Source organism: Alteromonas halophila, assembly GCF_014651815.1.
Lineage (GTDB): Bacteria > Pseudomonadota > Gammaproteobacteria > Enterobacterales > Alteromonadaceae > Alteromonas > Alteromonas halophila.
On sequence record NZ_BMXP01000001.1, the window covers coordinates 721,127 to 737,643 of the forward strand.

Genomic DNA, 16,517 nt, shown 5'->3' on the forward strand with positions numbered 1-16,517 from the left:
GGCTAAAGGAAGATGCGAATGCGCTGGTTGTTGTTCAGTCAGCGACCAAACCGGGCGCAACGCTGATACGCCGCGCTGTTTCCCGAAGCCCCGCAAACAAAGCCGAGGCGCAATTGGCTGTCTGCGTCAGTTGTGTATCCGATAAAGGGTAACAGGTGCTAATCGCCTGAATAAACAGTGGCCAGTTACGGCTAACGTACTTCATTTGAGTGTAGTATGCGGCTGGTAAGTCTGGACAGGATGTCGATAGCCACCGCTCAATCATCTTACCGCCCAGTGATGAGCCCATCCACACATATGCTGCTGCCAGGGTCCGGGGCGTTGATGGTGTGTCGGGCAATGACAGGTGAAACGCCTTTGCCTCATGAGCCGGCGCCTGGGTAAGCTGCGCCAGATCAGAATGCAATGCCGATTCTACCGCGTCGGTGTGTAACATGGTGTAATGCGCGGGGGCCAGTGTTGTCAGCCAGGGCTTAACATGGCTGTGAAAAGCCGCCAGCACCTGCAGAATATGTACATAATCCTGCTTTTCAAACCGCCGTGTCTTAAGCATTCGGTTAAACGGATAATGCGCTTCCAGCGCTTCATGGGCGTCGCGTGTCTGGGCTTTAAGATAGGAAAATAATTCGCTCATATGGTGGTAAATACAACCCTGGTTTGTGGTGTGACTTACGCCTGTAAAGATGGCTGGTAGCCGGTTTCCATGACAATGGTGATCAGATAAAACTTGCAGTCTGGCAGTGAGACCTGAGCCACCCTATGAAGGTGTCTGGCGCATGTAGCCCGAACCTTGCCACCAATTATGCAAGACAGCAACCGCTAAGCCCTTTTAATAGCGGATTTTTAATGTTGTCGCCAGACCTGCGAAAAGCCAAACACGATTTGAGGACAATGCTGTTATTCACAATACCGGCTGCGTTATAATCGCACTGAGATCATCATAGCAGGAGAAAACGTTGTTTCCCGACACCCTCACCGAGTCATTGCCACCTCATGTCATTGAGCAGGCGCAGAGCCTGGATGCTGAAGAAAGATACGGATTGTTTTTAACCTATGTGCGCAAGGCGAAAAAAGTCTGGTTGCTTAAGGGAGCGGAAGGGTTTGTTATGATGGCCAGCACCGACAGTGAACGGCTCCCGGTCTTTGCACACCGCGATCTGGCGAAGGCCTGGTGCGACGTCATGGCGCAAAGTAATGCGGTTGCTACAGACACGCAATACGAAATGGTAAATCTGGAGTCCTTTGTTTCTACCTGGCTACCGGGACTGGCAAAAAATCACATGTCGCTGGTGATCGGTCCTGCTGGCGCGGCCTCAGAGGATCAGGTGGTCAGTGCAGAGGAGCTGCTTGCCGACCTGACAGAGCATGACTGAGTGCAACACCAGTCCGCTTGCGGCGTCGCTCAAGCGGGCACAAGGCTGGGATGAAGCGACCCGTGTCATTATGCTGGCCGGTAAGTCGCTGCCCGTGCTTGCGCCGCAACTGCGCACAGCGCATACCCGTATCGATGGCTGTGAGAGCCCGGTATGGCTGATGTGCCAGGAAAACGGGCAGTTCAGCGCTTACTCAGACAGTAAGATCCTGCGCGGGGTGCTGGCGATTTTGCTCGAGCAGGCGAATATGCTCAGTGCACCTGAACGACAAGACTTTGATTTTGAATGTTTTCTTAAGAAATGCGGTCTCACCCGTTACTTAAGTCAGTCCCGAAACAATGGCATCCGCCATGTGATCAGGTTTCTGTCTGCGCACTAGCGACCTGATTCTTGGCTTCAATCCACTGGGTCATATAGCGGTTACTGGTGAGGGTGTGGTGCCATAGCATGCCCTGCAAAAACAGCCTGCTGCGATGCGCCTGTGGCTGTGCAATGAGCCGCTTCAGCCGTGAGAACAGCTGGCTGTCGGCATCATCTTTGCGGTAGGCCGCCAGACAGTCTGCGCTTTTATCAACGGCGTTATACCAGTCATGTTGCTGGTTATACAGGCGCGCCGCCTGCTCGGTAAATTCTGCATGAGTTTCGGCAATGGCGCCGGGCCAGCGGGTACTGTCACCCAGACCTTCTGCGCCAATTGCTGAGGTAACACTGGGCGTGTGGGTCGCCATAGCCAGCAACAGCTTACCTTTTACGCCGGCGCCGAAACGCAGGGGCGCCAGCAATACCCTCGCGCTGGCAAGCACTGAGGCAGCATCGTCTACCCAGCCTTCAACAATAAACCCCTGCTCAGGCGCGTGCAGTTGTGTCGCCTTTTTTGGGGGATACGCGCCACAAATTCGTAACTTTGCATCAGGTACCTGGCGGCGAAGCGCAGGCCAGATATGCTGTTTCAGCTGTACCACTGCATCCCAGTTGGGGGCATGGCGAAAATTACCTATACAGACAAAGTCGCGTCGCTGTGCCCAGTCAGCAGCGGCACTGCACCCGGCGGGGAGTGGCAGGGGATGCGTGCAGATCTGTTCAGGGGGTACTGCGTAGGTTTGAGTCAGGCGTTTTTCTTCGGCGTCTGACACCACAAGGGTCAGATCGCTGCGAAGAATGGCGGCCAGTTCACGGTGTAGTAGTGGCGTATTATGATCAGCCTGACAGGCAGGTTTACCGGCTTTAACCGCTTCATAACGGGCCTGACGGACACTGTGCAGGTCTTCGGTATTTAACACCCGAACTGCATTCGGGCAGGTTTCCCGCACTCGCCAGGAGAATTGCTCTTCACTCATGTACCGATCAAATACCACGATGTCAGGCTGGCAGTGCGCAAGCTGTTGGTTGAACGAAGAACAGTTAAGTGCAATTTCCTCAGTATGAATGTCACGCGCCGCAAGATCGGCTTTGTGTACCGAGTCGCTGGCGGCCGTCATAAAGGTTACCTGACAGCCATTTTGCTTCAACAGCGTCAGCAGGGCCAGCATATTCTGACCGGCGGCCGAAGAGTCAGGCTCAGGCCATACATAGCCAATTACCACGACAGAGATTGTTTGCGTCGTCATTATGTGTCTAAGATACAAAAATCATTTAACGCCGAAGTGTACCATAACAGGCCAGAGGGAGAATTTAATCGTGCATCATCTGATATTCGGAAGTGGCCTGATTGGAAGCTATATCGGCAGTGTGCTCCGGTTAAATGGCAGTCAGGTAACGCTGGCAGCGCGTGGGCGCTGGCAGCAACGGTTATCACAGTCACTGACACTGACTGACTATCAGAACAAACGTGAGCATATTTCTGCGCCCAGTTTGTTGCAGGAAGGGGAGCGTATCACGCCGGATTACCTGTGGTTGACGGTTAAGTGCACTGCTGTCGAAGAGGCAAGTGAGGACATTGCACCGCTAGTCGGTGACAATACAGTGATTATCTGTTGCCAGAACGGTATTGGCAGTCATGCCCCGGTTGAGGCGCGTTTTCCTGATAACCAGGTTCTGCGCGCTATGGTTCCGTTTAATGTAGTCTGGATGGAGCCCAGTCGGCTGCATCGCGGCTCGGAAGGGACCCTGGTCATAGAGCGCCAGCAAGACATCAGTGATGCCCTTATCAATATGCTCGATCACCCTATGCTGCCGGTTACCTCTAATCAGGACATCGAAGGCGTTCAATGGGCTAAGCTGCAGCTTAATTTAGGAAATGGCGTAAATGCGCTGGCCGGCACACCGGTTAAGCAGATGCTTAGACAGCGTGCATATCGGCGGATCATCGCTGATTTAATGGATGAGTTGCTGGCAGTATGTCGTGCGGCAGCCCGGCCGATACCAAAGGTGGCACGTCTGCCGGGCCCCTGGCTGCCCGCTGTATTACGCCTGCCGGACTGGCTGTTTACCCGCGTCGCGTCGCAGATGCTGGCTATTGATCCTGAGGTGAAAACCTCGATGTGGTGGGACCTGCAGGAAAACAACTCAACCGAAAAAGCCTTTCTATATGGTGCGGTGGTGGATGAGGGGCAGCGTGTGGGCGTACGCTGTCCGAAAAACCGTGCCATGCTGGCATTGCTTGAAGAGGCCGAGAAGGCGTGCGCGGAGAAGGGTGATTACCAGAGCCAGGATGCCACAACACTTGAGAAAAAACTTCACCAGTGTAAATAAGGCCATAGCGGCGAAAAACACATAGCTTGTTACAGATAAATCCGGTCGTTATGCATAATTTATAATCGATTAGTCCGGCAGTGGCTGGGATTTCCGTGCATCAGGTGAGAAAATATTGCTGCTTTGCTGAGTATGGCCTATACGTTATTAGAGGCTGGAATATCAGGTTGACAATACTCAGGTAGAAAGGTGGTCGGCGGTGTTTCTCTGGAACAAGGTCGTATAATGTAAAGCTCTGGTGCACCGGATTGTCGTTTTGCGGCCCAGAGACAACAGCCACCTAAGAGGTAGGGAGCGGTAATATTTCACAGGAGCTATCCGCAAATATGAATATTGATGAGACCGCAGCGCAGGCCAAAGCGCTTTTTGTGTTACCGGATTCGGTACTCAGAATGAAAGCCTGCATGGATGATGCGGCCGCAAGTATCGATGATATTGCCGAAGTCATTGCTTTTGATCCTTCGCTTGCCAGCCAAATTCTGAAAGTTGCCAATTCTGCGCTGTATCGGTTTCCCGGCAAAGTGGATACCATCAGTAAGGCGTTACAGATTATCGGCACCCGATCGGCCTATGATCTGGCTCTGGCGTATGGTGTCAGTCATGCATTTGGCGATGTTGAAGGTAAGATCATTGACCTGGATAAATTCTGGGAGCAAAGCGTCTCCTGCGGGTTACTTGCAAAATACTTTGCCGATGAAAATAAACTCAAAGAGCCTGAACGGCTGTTTGTGGCTGGCCTGTTGCATAACATTGGTGAGTTGGTGGTGGTCTCGCTGATGCCGGAAAAAGCTACGCGTTGTCAGGCGTTTAATGAGCGTGTCAGTCCAGCTGATTTACAACTGGCCACGCTTGGATTTACCTATACAGCATTGTCGGCAGTGCTTATTCGGCAGTGGGGGATACCTGCAACCATTTACGCGCCGATTGAAAAAATTCATGAGGATGCCGCACCGGCAGAAGAAATTGAATCGCAAATTCTGCAATTAAGCTATGTGCTGGCGCTGGATAATGTTAATCCGGAAATCTATCCCAGTTACAATAATTTAAAGGTCCATCAGCACGAAGTGTTGTCACTGAAACACGAAGATCTGGAAGACGCACTGGATATCACCAACCTGCAATGTATCTCGGTGATTTCTCTGTTTAACCCCAGCGCGTTTATGCTCTATTAGTCGGCCTCGGACAGTCTGTGACGGGCATGACAGTTGTTGTCATCAGGCCCGTACAGCGGTCGCGGCCATCAGTCGAATATGGCCACGGTCTGGCGACTTATTGCAATGATCTCGTTATCTTTATCCCATATCGTTGCTTCGGTATGACCGTAGCCGTCGCCGGCCTGACGGGTATGTGCCTGATATGCAAACCAGTCGTCCGCGGCTACCGGCTTGTGCGGGTGAATAAACTCCAGATTCCAGCTGACAGTGCTGGCAGGCGCAGGCAGCTTCATCATCTGTAACAACGTAGGCGGCCAGGCATCGATCATCGTAATGATGTGCGCATCTGTAATCTCTGCAGGTGGCTTCTTAAAGCGCATGAAGCCATGATAATGACTGGTCTTTTTTCGAGTGAACGGCAACCCGCCACTGTCTAATGCTAGGTCAAAGTGGCGAAGAAACTTGGGCGTCACTTTGGGAATTTGCGGAATGAAATTCCCTTTTTTGGGGGCCTGCATCTGATGCTGTTCGTTGTTGTCAACGGCTATGCCGGATGTGCGGGCAATGCCAAAACAGGCCTGGCAGACAACGCAGACATTGTCGTTCTGAATAGCTTCGGCGGTATACTGCGACACGTTACGCCCTTCTCGTAGCCGCGTTACCCGAATAGTAAAAGGGGTGTCCAACGCCAGTGGTCCGACAAAGTTAGTTGTAAAAGAGCGTAATACGCGTTCTTTGCTAACGTGTTGACGGATTGACGCGTATAGCATGCCTGCTGAAATACCGCCAAACGCAGTACGCCCCTGTGCCCAGTCTTTGGTAATCACAGCCTGAGTATATTGCCAGCTGTTATCGCTTAACGGCTCAAGCTCAGGGATAGTCAGAAGTTCGTCGACAGTCATAATGTGGTCCGATGAGTTGCTCTGATCATATGCTAACGCACCCAGACAGAAACGCCAATCGCAATACCCACATTCATGCTTATATTAACAAATAAATAACATTGACTTGTGGTGCATCGATAACACTGCCTAGACTGAAACAAGACAAGTCAGGTGGATCATTTTATGAAGGCAACGGCCACGCTCGATGAGCAGCAGCAGGCAACACGTCAGCGCTATTACCGTAATTACGTGTTATTTATTCTCACTCTGGTCTATGCCTTTAATTTTATCGACCGGCAAATCATCGGGATCCTGTCCCCGTTCATCAAAGCCGATCTGGGTCTGGATGACGCGCAACTGGGTTGGCTAAAGGGCATTTATTTTGCGCTGTTGTACACGCTGGTGGGGATCCCCATCGCCTGGCTGGCAGACCGCTATAACCGCATCAATATTATTGGTATTTCGCTGACCATGTGGAGTGCCTTCACTGCGGCTTCCGGGCTGGCGGCCAATTACCTGCAACTTGCACTGGCGCGCATCGGTGTGGGCATCGGTGAGGCCGGTGGCAGTCCACCGGCGCACAGCATTATTTCCGATTTGTTTCCCAAAGAGTCACGGGCCGGTGCGCTTGCTATCTACTCGCTAGGCATTCCGTTTGGGATCATGCTTGCCTTTTTCGCATCAGCGTTTTTCCTTAAGGGTGGGGCAGCAGACTGGCGACTGGTGATGATCAGTGTGGGGCTGCCAGGCATTGTTCTGGCACTTATTCTAAAACTTACCGTGAAAGAACCGGCGCGCGGTAAGCACTCGCGTCCGGATACTGCAAATCAGCCTTCTGTGTGGCAGTCAGTAAAAGTGCTGTTACGTATACCTACCTGGTGGGGCATGGCCATGGGAATTTCATTTGGTTCGTTCGGCAACTATGCCATTTCGACCTGGATCATTGATTATTATGTTCGGGCTTTTGAAGGCCTGGATATAACCCAGCTACTTATTGCCTTTGGCATTATTAACGGTACGGCCTATGCGGCAGGCGTCTGGTTGGGAGGCGTTATTGCGGATAAGTGGGGGGCAGTCACACGCAGAGCCTATGCACTGCTACCCGCTTATGCACTGGTTATCGGCGTGCCGGCGTTCTATTTCTCATTGCAGGTGAACGATCTGTGGTTATCCGTCGGTCTGCTTACCCTGTTGCTGTTCACCAGCGGAATGTACCTGGGACCCTGTTTTGCGATGGCGCAAACGCTGGCACCAATAAACGTGCGGGCGATGTCTACTGCACTGTTCTTCTTTGTGTTAAACATCATTGCGCTTGGCGGAGGCCCAACCATCACTGGCATTATCAGCCAGGCGCTGATTCCGGCGCACGGAGAGACAGAAGCGTTGCGACTGGCGTTGTCCTACCTGCTGGTACCCTATATTGGTGCGATTCTGGTATTTTTCTGGACCAGCAGAAAAATTAATCATGACTGGGATCAGGCGGCAAAACGTGAAGCAGAGGCATAAGCTGCAATAATCGTTGTTGCGCCCAACGTTCTGTCTGACACAACAGCCTATTCAACCTGGCGTTGATGGTGCGCAAAATGCGGGATTAACCATTTCATCGCTACGCGATATACTATCAGGGAATAACCGGCTGGCGGCGACGCTGCGTAGGTGCCACTGAGCGCAACATAGCGCTGCACCCGGTACGCAGACGGAACCTCTTTCCCCATATTGATTAAGGAGTACATGTGGCATTGTCAGGTACGACTCCCTGCTTTCATTTTGCGCACGCCAATGGCTTTCCGGCCAGCAGCTACAATACACTGTTTTCCTACCTGCCAGCGGATTGGACGCGGCTGAATGTTGAGCAGTTCGGTCATGCGCCGCGCTGGCCCGTTAATAAAAACTGGCAAAATCAGGTTGCAGAACTTATTGAGCATGTGAAGCGTGAACGTCCTCAGGGAGGGGTGTATGCGGTTGGGCATTCATTTGGCGCGGTTATCTCTTATATGGCTGTATGTGAGGCCCCCGAGTTGTTTAATGGTCTGATCATGTTTGATCCGCCGTTGGTTACCGGCCCGTTGAGACACATGATCAGGCTGGCCAAAAAAACGCCACTTATTGATAGGCTGACCCCGGCAGGCTTATCAAAGAACCGTTGTACCCAATGGCCGGAAGAGACCAGCCTGACAGACTATTTCTCAAAAAAAGGCCTTTTTCGGCATATGGACAGACGGTGTGTTAATGATTACGTTAATGCGGTGGCTGTAAAAGAGAAGCACGGCTGGACATTAGGATTTGACGCTAAAGTCGAGACCGCTATATTCCGCCATGTCCCGCACAATCTGCATCGTTATGCGGGGCGCCTTACACGCCCTGCGGTGCTGGTTACCGGCGAGCAGACAACGGTTTGCACGCCCACCATGCGCAACCGCTTCATTCGGGATAATCATCTCAATCATCAAACGCTGCCAGGCGGGCATATGTTTCCGCTGGAGCACCCGCGTAAAACCGCCAGTTTCATTGAGGAGCAGCTACTGCACTGGCAGCGACACCAGGACTGAGCGGGCGGTTAGGTGTGTAAACCGCCAACCGGCAGGCCCAGCATTTCACGGGTAACCAGCACTACGCCATTTTCCGATACTCTGAAGCCACGCGCCCGATCCTCGTCATGATCGTAACCAATTGTTGTGCCTTCGGGCACTTTACACCCTCGATCTATTATGACCTTACGGAGTTTACAGTGACGCATAATTTCTACATCGGGCAGGATCACGGCGTCTTCAATAAGGCCAAAGGAGTGTACGCGCACATTAGAGAAGCAAATAGAGTTACGCAAGGTTGAGCCAGAGATAATACAGCCACCAGAAACCACAGAGTTAATGGCTTCACCGCGACGATCATGATCTTCCCAGACAAATTTTGCAGGGGGAAGTTGCTCCTGATAAGTCCAGATAGGCCAGCTCCGATCGTACAGATTTAACTGTGGTACCGGCGCCACCATTTCCATGTTTGCCTCCCAGAAAGAGTCAATGGTGCCTACATCACGCCAGTAGGCGTCATCCTCGCCGCTTTTTTCAAAGGGGAAGGCATACACAGACTGGTCTTTAATAATCGACGGGATAATATCTTTGCCGAAGTCGCGTTGTGAGCCGGAGCGTTCTGCATCGCGTCTAAGCTGCTCAAACAGAAACTCGGTATCAAACACATAATTGCCCATTGAAGCCAGGCAGCGTGTACTGTCATTGGGCAGTGGCGTCGGCTTTTCTGGCTTTTCTGCAAAGTCAAGAATACGCAGGTTTTCATCTACCGACATTACACCAAATGCCCCGGCCGCTTCTTCCAGTGGTACCGACATGCACGAGACCGTCATTTTGGCGCCAGTCTCAACGTGATGCGCAAGCATGTCACCGTAATCCATGCGATAGATATGATCGCCGGATAAAATCATGACGTATTTTGGCAGTTCATCGCGGATTATATCGATGTTCTGAAATACCGCATCGGCTGTTCCTTCGTACCAGTTGTCAGAGAATCGCTGTGAAGCTGGCAATATCTCTACTGACTCACCCAGTTCCTTCTTAAAATGCCCCCAGCCACGGACCAGATGGCGGATAAGCGAGTGCGACTTATATTGCGTAATAACACCTATCCGTCGGATCCCGGAGTTAACACAATTCGACAGGGGAAAGTCTATGATCCGGAATTTCCCGCCAAAATACAGTGCAGGCTTGGCGCGCCAGTTGGTTAATTCATGAAGCCGGGAGCCTTTACCACCTGCCAGGATAAGGGCATAGGTATCGCGGGTAAGGTTACTGATATATCTGGAGCTGTTGTCTGCCATGTCGGGATCTCCCTGGTAGCTTTACCCAAATCCATTCGGCGACAGCGCGGAACCTGAATGAAGCGTCAACATTACAGTGATCCCGTCGAGCTTGTTTAGGCAAGTTGGCATTTATTTTTTGCGGGCGAGACTATTTATAAGTACTGATTGCAGCGATTATGGACGGCCCGCCCTGCATGTTTCAATTCATGCTAACTTAATAATACACAACAAAAAATACTTTGCCATGATGAATTCTTTCAAGGGATTCGCCATTGCTTGTTAAACCTGCCTTGCGACTACGCACTTCAGGACTTGCTGAGTGATGAAAGACTTATTCGCATCTTCCCTTGACAAACCAGGCGCACAGATTGTTAATGCTATGTAATAATAAAAAAATGATTCTCGCATTTACAAGGGAGTGAAATATGGCTGTGCTGAGAAAATTAATACTCATCATTGCTGCGCTGTTAATCATCGCGGTGCTGTTTGGCTTTATGCTGCCCAGTCACTATTCAGTGCAACGCAGTATTGTAATTGACGCACCTGCGGAAGAAATCTACCCCAATGTTGTCGATCTGCGCCGGTGGCAGCAATGGGGGGTATGGTTTAAGCGTGATCCGGAAATGAAGATTGACTATTCGGGACCCGATCGCGCGATTGGCATGCAATCGAGCTGGATCAGTGAGACGGAAGGCAGTGGTGAAATGACCATTACTGATCTTGAGCATAACCACAAAGTGGTATATCGCCTTTATTTTCCGGACTTCGACATGGCATCAACAGGAATGGTGGAACTGGAACCTGTAGCGGATGGTACGCGTGTTACATGGAGCGACGAGGGAGAAGTTGGCAATAATCCACTGGATCGTTACTTTGTGCTGATGATTGATGGCCTGATTGGCCCTGACTTCGAAATGGGCCTGGAAAACCTGAAAACGGTGGTTGAGAACGAAAGCTAAGCTAATCGTGGTCATATCACGCCATTCAGATTTTTTGTCCCTGCCTGATCCTGCGCTTTTATTCTGGCGTAAACCGGTCGGTCTCATGGCAACGTTGATGCGGGAGTGAACGTGTACTTAAGCCATAAAGCAAAGCTGGTCACCGGTCTGGCCTTCAATAAACTGGCAGATTTACTCATTTCAGCCAAAACCACCCTGCCAGCGGTAATGCTGATTCTGGGCGTGCCAGCATGGATGGTTGGCTGGCTGGTGCCAATCCGAGAATCCGGTGCCTTGTTACCACAGGCTGCCATTGGTTTTTTCCTGCGCCGTCACAGTGCCCGGCATCCGGTATGGCGTATTGGCATGGCGGTGCAGCTTGGCTCTGTTGCCGTGATGGTCTGTGCCGCTTTGCTGTTGTCTGGTAGTCTTGCCGGTTACGTTATTCTGGCAGCTCTGGTTGTGCTGAGTATAGGCCGCTCCGCTTGTTCACTGTCGGTAAAAGACATTGAAGCGGATATTGCGAAAAAGGGTGAGCGTGGCCGTCTGATTGGTATTGCGTCTACCGTGTCAGGCATTGTCACACTGCTGGTGGCCGTACCGCTGGTGTATTATCAGGAAAGGCTGGGAACAAATGTGGTTACCGGCCTGATGGTGCTGGCGGGGTTTGCGTTTTTAATGACGTTGCTGTTTATTTTTCCGATTAAATCGTACGTCGATGTCAGCCAGCAACATGACAAGCGCAGTAACGCACGCTTCTGGCAGCTAGACAGTGTTGTCTATCGCTTTATTCTGGTCAGAGGACTTTTTGTTCACTCCGCCCTGGTTGCCCCTTTTTTTATGCTGCAAAGTGAGTATGGCGCGCAAAAATTGTTGCCCCTATACCTTGGCGCGCAGGCAGGCGCGACTATGCTGTCTTCCTTTGTCTGGGGTAAATTGTCCGATAGCAGCGCACGTCTGACCCTTCAGCTGGCCGGGACACTGGCCATTGCCGCCTGCGTGGGACTGCTGGTGATTGATCAACCCAGTCTATGGTTATCAACGCTGTTATTTTTTGTGTTGTCTGTTGCACATTCCGGGGTTCGTACCGGTCGTAAAACCTATAGCCTCGATGTGAAAGAAGGGCAGGGGCGAACCGAGCTGGTGGGCGTGTCGAATACTGCCATCGGTATCATCCTGCTTGCCTTTGGCGCGCTTTATGCTGCTCTGGAGCCGGTACTTGATTTTTCACTGGTTTACATAATGGCTGGCGTACTTGTTGTGGCAATATTGCTGACATTTACGTTACCGGCAGAAAAACAGTGATCACAGCATGACCACGTTAATGGCCCCGTTTCCTGCATAGCAATACAGCAATAAAAAAGACCCATCGGGGTCTTTTAGGGAAGGGATGACCTTCACAGTTTGTTGATTTGTGACTATGCACAACTATAAACGCAGGGTTAACGCCGACCACGTAGTGCGGCCTGTGTGCATTTAACACACTGAGTGCTGTCAGAGAAACGTGCGAATAAAACTACGTTTGGTGGGCGTAATCGTTTTCACTGTATTATCGCTGCAAGAGCGCCTGCGTTACAGGTACTACGTACTTGATTGCGTGTGTAACGATGCTTATCTGAGCGTGTTAGTCAGACAACAACTCTGACTTCTTTTTGATCTTGCAATCAAAAATACGTTGTGTGTTCTTTCTGCCAATATAGAAAGCCACTGTATATGGATGCTTGCGTTTGAAAAATTTCTTTACTGCTTTAAACATAGAAGCCTCCTTTTCTACTTCCGCCTATTCAGATTAGTGAAATCTTGGATAAATGTCCAGTATCGTTTCATATAAATGTCATATAACTGTAATAATTACGTGATAGCTGGAATTTGGATCGCCTGAAGCCCTCGGTGACTCATTTCGGGAGTCGCAGAAAAAATCAAAAAAAGCGGCGCAGTGCAGCACTACGCCACCTGTCACATCTTCTTTAGCGCTTGGCGAGCATTGCCTGCGCCGCCTTTGAAACGGGCGCGCGGCCGAGCACATCAGAGATTGCCTGGGTCGCATCGAGTAGTTTGTCCATGTCGATGCCAGTACGAATACCCAGACCGTTGAGCATGTACAGCACATCTTCGGTCGCCACGTTACCACTTGCGCCTTTCGCGTAGGGGCAACCACCAAGCCCGGCTATGGCGGCATCAATGGTCGGGACACCATGTTCAAGCGCAATCAGCAAATTTGCCAGCGCCTGGCCATAGGTGTCATGAAAATGTACCGCCATGGCATCAAGGGGGAGTACCCGGCTCACTGCCTCCAGCATTTTGTTGGTCTGGTAAGCGGTGCCGGTTCCGATGGTGTCACCCAGAGAAATCTCATAACAGCCCATATCCCGTAACTGCTGACTGACATCAGCCACAGCCTGGGGGGCAATATCCCCTTCGTAAGGACAGCCCATAACACAGGAAACATAGCCTCTGACCCGCAGGCCGTTATCAGTCGCTGCCTGCATAACCGGCGCAAAGCGCGCCAGACTCTCGCGAATACTGCAGTTGATATTTTTCTGTGAAAAGGACTCCGAGGCGGCACCAAACACGGCCACCTCATCGGCCCCGGCAGCCATGGCATTTTCAAGCCCCTTCATGTTGGGGGTCAACGCCGAATAAATCACACCTTCCTGGCGCTGCATGCCCGCAAAAACATCGGCGGAGTCCGCCATTTGCGGCACCCATTTAGGCGAAACAAAGCTGCCGGTTTCAATACGTCTGACACCGGCTGCTGCCAGGCCTTCGACCAGCGCTATTTTGTTTGCCGTGGTGACGGTTTGTTTCTCATTCTGCAAGCCATCACGCGGGCCCACATCCAGAATGCTGACCGATTGTGGATAACGACTACTCATCGCTGTCAAACGCCAGCAAGGTAGCGCCTCCGTCAACCAGGTCGCCAGGTTTGAAGAAAAACTCCGCCACACTACCATCTACCGGCGCTTTTATGGCGTGTTCCATTTTCATGGCTTCCATAACCAGCAGGCTGGTGCCTTTTTCAACTGACGTGCCAGGCTCGACCAGTAACTCAACAATGGTGCCGTTCATTGGCGCAGCAAAATCTGCATCGCTGGCCTCTTTGTCGTGTTCACCCATATCCGGCATGATACGACGGAAGTGCAGGGCATTGTCCGGCCCAAACAGCACATACTCATCCTGATTGCTGGTTAGCTGGTAGGTTTTGCGATGCCCGTTAATTGTCACCGTCAGCGCATTATCGATTAGCGTACCGGAAACCTGCCACTGGGTTTCACCGGCATAAATCAGCCATTCCTGGCCTTCGTCACGTTGCACAGTGACCGGTACGGTGTCGTCGGCATACTCTAATTCCAGTGTCCAGCTGTAGCGCATATTAGCGCGCCAGGCATCGGGCAGTGACCACGGGGATGTGGCATCACCGGGTGCCTTGGGCAGTCTGAGTTGCTGGTTTAGTAGTACAGCAAGCGCCATCACCGGCAGCATATCCTCTGGCAGTGTGTCGGCCCGGCTGAACAGCATATCTTCGTGTTTTTCAATAAAAGTCGTGGTCAGCTCGGCATTCGAAAAGGGCTTGCTGGCCGCAACGTTATACAGAAACTCAATATTGGTGGTGACACCGTCAATATGGTACTGACGCAGTGAGCGTAACAGGCGGTTTAAGGCCAGATCACGGTTTTCTCCCCACACCACCAGCTTGGCAATCATGGGGTCGTAGTATACTGAGACCTCATCACCCTGAACTACGCCAGTATCGACACGCACATACCGGTCTTCCTGAGGGGGGACCAGCAGCCGCAGACCGCCCGTAGATGGCAGGAAGTTGTTGTCCGGATCTTCAGCATAAATGCGCGCCTCAAAGGCATGACCGTGAATGCTCAGATCTTCCTGACGCTTGGGCAGCGGGTTGCCGTCAGCAATGTCTAACTGCCACTGCACCAGGTCTTCGCCGGTGATCATTTCGGTGACTGGGTGCTCGACCTGAAGGCGCGTATTCATTTCCATAAAGTAGAAAGATCCGTCTTCATCCAGCAGAAACTCAACCGTACCTGCCCCCACATAATCGATAGCCTGCGCCGCTTTGATCGCGGCTTCACCCATGGCGCTACGCAGGTCTTCGGTCATTCCCGGTGCGGGCGCCTCTTCGATAACCTTCTGGTGACGGCGCTGTACTGAACAGTCGCGCTCAAACAAATACACACCGTCCCCGTTTGTATCGCAGAATACCTGAATTTCAACGTGCCGCGGACGCGTGAGGTATTTTTCAACCAGCATTTTGTCATCACTGAAGCTGGCCATGGATTCCCGCTTAGCGGCAGCCAGTGCTTCAGAGAATTCCTCGGGTTTCCAGACCTGGCGCATGCCTTTACCACCGCCACCGGCGGCGGCTTTCAGCAACACCGGGTAGCCCATATCATCGGCTGATTTTTTCAGCGTGGCTTCATCCTGATCGTCGTCATGATAGCCTGGCACCAGAGGAACGCCAGCCTTTTCCATAATGCGCTTGGCCGCCGATTTTGAGCCCATGGCATCAATGGACGAGGCGGGGGGACCGACAAAGGCAATGTCCTGCTCAGCACAGGCGCGCGCAAATTTGGCGTTTTCTGATAAAAAACCGTAGCCGGGATGGATAGCGTCAACGCTCAGGCTGACAGCGACATCCAGTATGGTATCAATGTCCAGGTAGCTGTCTTTGGCGGGCGCAGCACCAATGTGTACCGACTCGTCGGCCATTTTGACATGCAGTGCGTTTTTATCTGCATCTGAGTAAACCGCAACGGTTGCAATGCCAAGCTTACGTGCCGTTTTAATGATTCGGCAGGCAATTTCACCCCGGTTTGCAATAAGTAACTTCTTAATCATTGTTCGCCTCCCGCCAGCGTGCCGGACGTTTCTCCAGAAAGGCATGTAATCCTTCCTGACCTTCATCCGATACGCGGATATCTGCAATTTGCTTGCTGGTCTCATTCATTAACGCATTGTCGATGTCGCGATGACTGACGCTGTGGACCAGTGCTTTAGCGGCCGCGACCGCATTCGGACCATTTTTGAGGATGTTGTCAATCAGATCATTGATTGTGCTATCCAGTTCGTCTTCGGTTACCGCTTCACTCAACAGGCCCAGCCTGCGGGCCCGGCGGGCAGAGAAAACTTCGGCGGTCTGAAAGTAGCGACGGCAAATCCGCGCACCCATCGCCTCAATAACATAAGGGCTGATAGTGGCGGGGATAAGGCCAATTCTGACTTCGCTTAAACAAAACTTCGAAAGCTTGCTGCCTATTGCCATATCGCAGCAGGCGATAAGGCCCACTGCGCCGCCAAATGCAGCGCCCTGCACCCGGGCAATAGTGGGCTTAGGCAGGGTATACAGAGTTTGCAGCATGGTCGCCAGGCCCATTGCATCCTGCGCATTTTGCTCACGACTGTAAGACGCCATGCGCTTCATCCAGGATAAATCGGCACCGGCGCTGAAACTTTTTCCTTCGGCCTGCAGAACCAGCGCCCGGACGCTGTCCTGACGGGCGGCCTGCTCGAAATGCGAGGTCAGCGATGCAATCATTTCATCATCAAAGGCGTTGTGTTTATCCGGCCGATTCAGGGTGACAAAAGCGATGCCGCGATCGTCAACATGATAGGTAATTGGTGGATTCTCCATAACTCTACTCCTG

The 16,517-nt window shown here is 51.8% G+C and carries 16 protein-coding genes; 8 read left to right on the forward strand and 8 right to left on the reverse strand.

Annotated features, from left to right (window positions below; translation table 11 throughout):
* Positions 1–34: 34 nt before the first annotated feature.
* Positions 35–634, reverse strand: a complete 600-nt coding sequence (locus tag IE054_RS03325; RefSeq protein ID WP_189403638.1) for a biliverdin-producing heme oxygenase — start codon at positions 632–634, stop codon at positions 35–37.
* Between the two features lie 322 nt (positions 635–956).
* Between IE054_RS03325 and IE054_RS03330 the strand changes: the two genes are divergently transcribed.
* Both IE054_RS03330 and IE054_RS03335 read left to right on the forward strand, forming a co-directional pair.
* Positions 957–1,373 (forward strand): DUF2750 domain-containing protein, encoded by a 417-nt coding sequence (locus IE054_RS03330; protein WP_189403639.1) that lies wholly within the window; start codon positions 957–959, stop codon positions 1,371–1,373.
* Positions 1,366–1,752: a SufE family protein gene (locus IE054_RS03335; protein WP_189403640.1), complete on the forward strand. Its 387-nt coding sequence runs from the start codon at positions 1,366–1,368 to the stop codon at positions 1,750–1,752. Before IE054_RS03330 ends, IE054_RS03335 begins: the two co-directional genes overlap by 8 nt.
* Here IE054_RS03335 and IE054_RS03340 read toward each other — a convergent pair.
* Entirely contained in the window at positions 1,730–2,980 is a 1,251-nt protein-coding gene (locus tag IE054_RS03340) for a glycosyltransferase (RefSeq protein ID WP_189403641.1), read from the reverse strand. The two genes, IE054_RS03335 and IE054_RS03340, sit on opposite strands and share 23 nt — an antisense overlap.
* Before the next feature lie 70 nt (positions 2,981–3,050).
* On the opposite strand from IE054_RS03340, the gene IE054_RS03345 reads away from it, so the two are divergent.
* Together IE054_RS03345 and IE054_RS03350 are read left to right on the forward strand one after the other, a co-directional pair.
* Positions 3,051–4,064 (forward strand): 2-dehydropantoate 2-reductase, encoded by a 1,014-nt coding sequence (locus IE054_RS03345; protein ID WP_189403642.1) that lies wholly within the window; start codon positions 3,051–3,053, stop codon positions 4,062–4,064.
* A gap of 326 nt (positions 4,065–4,390) precedes the next feature.
* Positions 4,391–5,236 (forward strand): HDOD domain-containing protein, encoded by an 846-nt coding sequence (locus IE054_RS03350; RefSeq protein WP_189403643.1) that lies wholly within the window; start codon positions 4,391–4,393, stop codon positions 5,234–5,236.
* A 68-nt stretch (positions 5,237–5,304) separates the two neighbouring features.
* Here IE054_RS03350 and IE054_RS03355 read toward each other — a convergent pair whose 3' ends face one another.
* Positions 5,305–6,120: an acyl-CoA thioesterase gene (locus tag IE054_RS03355; RefSeq protein WP_189403644.1), complete on the reverse strand. Its 816-nt coding sequence runs from the start codon at positions 6,118–6,120 to the stop codon at positions 5,305–5,307.
* A 165-nt stretch (positions 6,121–6,285) separates the two neighbouring features.
* Here IE054_RS03355 and IE054_RS03360 point away from each other — a divergent pair, with 165 nt between their 5' ends.
* On the forward strand, positions 6,286–7,608 hold the full coding sequence (locus IE054_RS03360; protein ID WP_189403645.1) for a spinster family MFS transporter: 1,323 nt from the start codon (positions 6,286–6,288) through the stop codon (positions 7,606–7,608).
* Between the two features lie 47 nt (positions 7,609–7,655).
* Here IE054_RS03360 and IE054_RS03365 read toward each other — a convergent pair whose 3' ends face one another.
* Positions 7,656–7,835: a hypothetical protein gene (locus tag IE054_RS03365; protein ID WP_189403646.1), complete on the reverse strand. Its 180-nt coding sequence runs from the start codon at positions 7,833–7,835 to the stop codon at positions 7,656–7,658.
* Between IE054_RS03365 and IE054_RS03370 the strand changes: the two genes are divergently transcribed.
* Positions 7,836–8,651: an alpha/beta fold hydrolase gene (locus IE054_RS03370; protein WP_229804981.1), complete on the forward strand. Its 816-nt coding sequence runs from the start codon at positions 7,836–7,838 to the stop codon at positions 8,649–8,651.
* Positions 8,652–8,659: 8 nt separating this feature from the next.
* On the opposite strand, the gene glgC is transcribed toward IE054_RS03370, so the two are convergent.
* A complete protein-coding gene (gene glgC, locus IE054_RS03375) occupies positions 8,660–9,931 on the reverse strand; it encodes a glucose-1-phosphate adenylyltransferase (RefSeq protein WP_189403647.1) in 1,272 nt (423 codons plus the stop codon).
* A 407-nt stretch (positions 9,932–10,338) separates the two neighbouring features.
* On the opposite strand from glgC, the gene IE054_RS03380 reads away from it, so the two are divergent.
* The gene (locus IE054_RS03380) at positions 10,339–10,872 is read left to right on the forward strand and encodes an SRPBCC family protein (protein WP_189403648.1); all 534 of its coding nucleotides are present in this window, start codon (positions 10,339–10,341) and stop codon (positions 10,870–10,872) included.
* A 111-nt stretch (positions 10,873–10,983) separates the two neighbouring features.
* On the forward strand, positions 10,984–12,156 hold the full coding sequence (locus IE054_RS03385) for an MFS transporter (RefSeq protein ID WP_229804982.1): 1,173 nt from the start codon (positions 10,984–10,986) through the stop codon (positions 12,154–12,156).
* A 662-nt stretch (positions 12,157–12,818) separates the two neighbouring features.
* On the opposite strand, the gene IE054_RS03390 is transcribed toward IE054_RS03385, so the two are convergent.
* The 3 genes from IE054_RS03390 to IE054_RS03400 are packed head-to-tail and all read right to left on the reverse strand — an operon-like array spanning position 12,819 to position 16,504.
* Positions 12,819–13,727, reverse strand: a complete 909-nt coding sequence (locus tag IE054_RS03390) for a hydroxymethylglutaryl-CoA lyase (RefSeq protein ID WP_189403649.1) — start codon at positions 13,725–13,727, stop codon at positions 12,819–12,821.
* Entirely contained in the window at positions 13,720–15,711 is a 1,992-nt protein-coding gene (locus tag IE054_RS03395) for an acetyl/propionyl/methylcrotonyl-CoA carboxylase subunit alpha (protein WP_189403650.1), read from the reverse strand. Before IE054_RS03395 ends, IE054_RS03390 begins: the two co-directional genes overlap by 8 nt.
* Complete coding sequence (locus IE054_RS03400; protein WP_189403651.1) at positions 15,704–16,504, reverse strand: enoyl-CoA hydratase/isomerase family protein; 801 nt, start codon at positions 16,502–16,504, stop codon at positions 15,704–15,706. The genes IE054_RS03395 and IE054_RS03400 overlap by 8 nt, the downstream gene beginning before the upstream one ends.
* Positions 16,505–16,517: the final 13 nt, after the last annotated feature.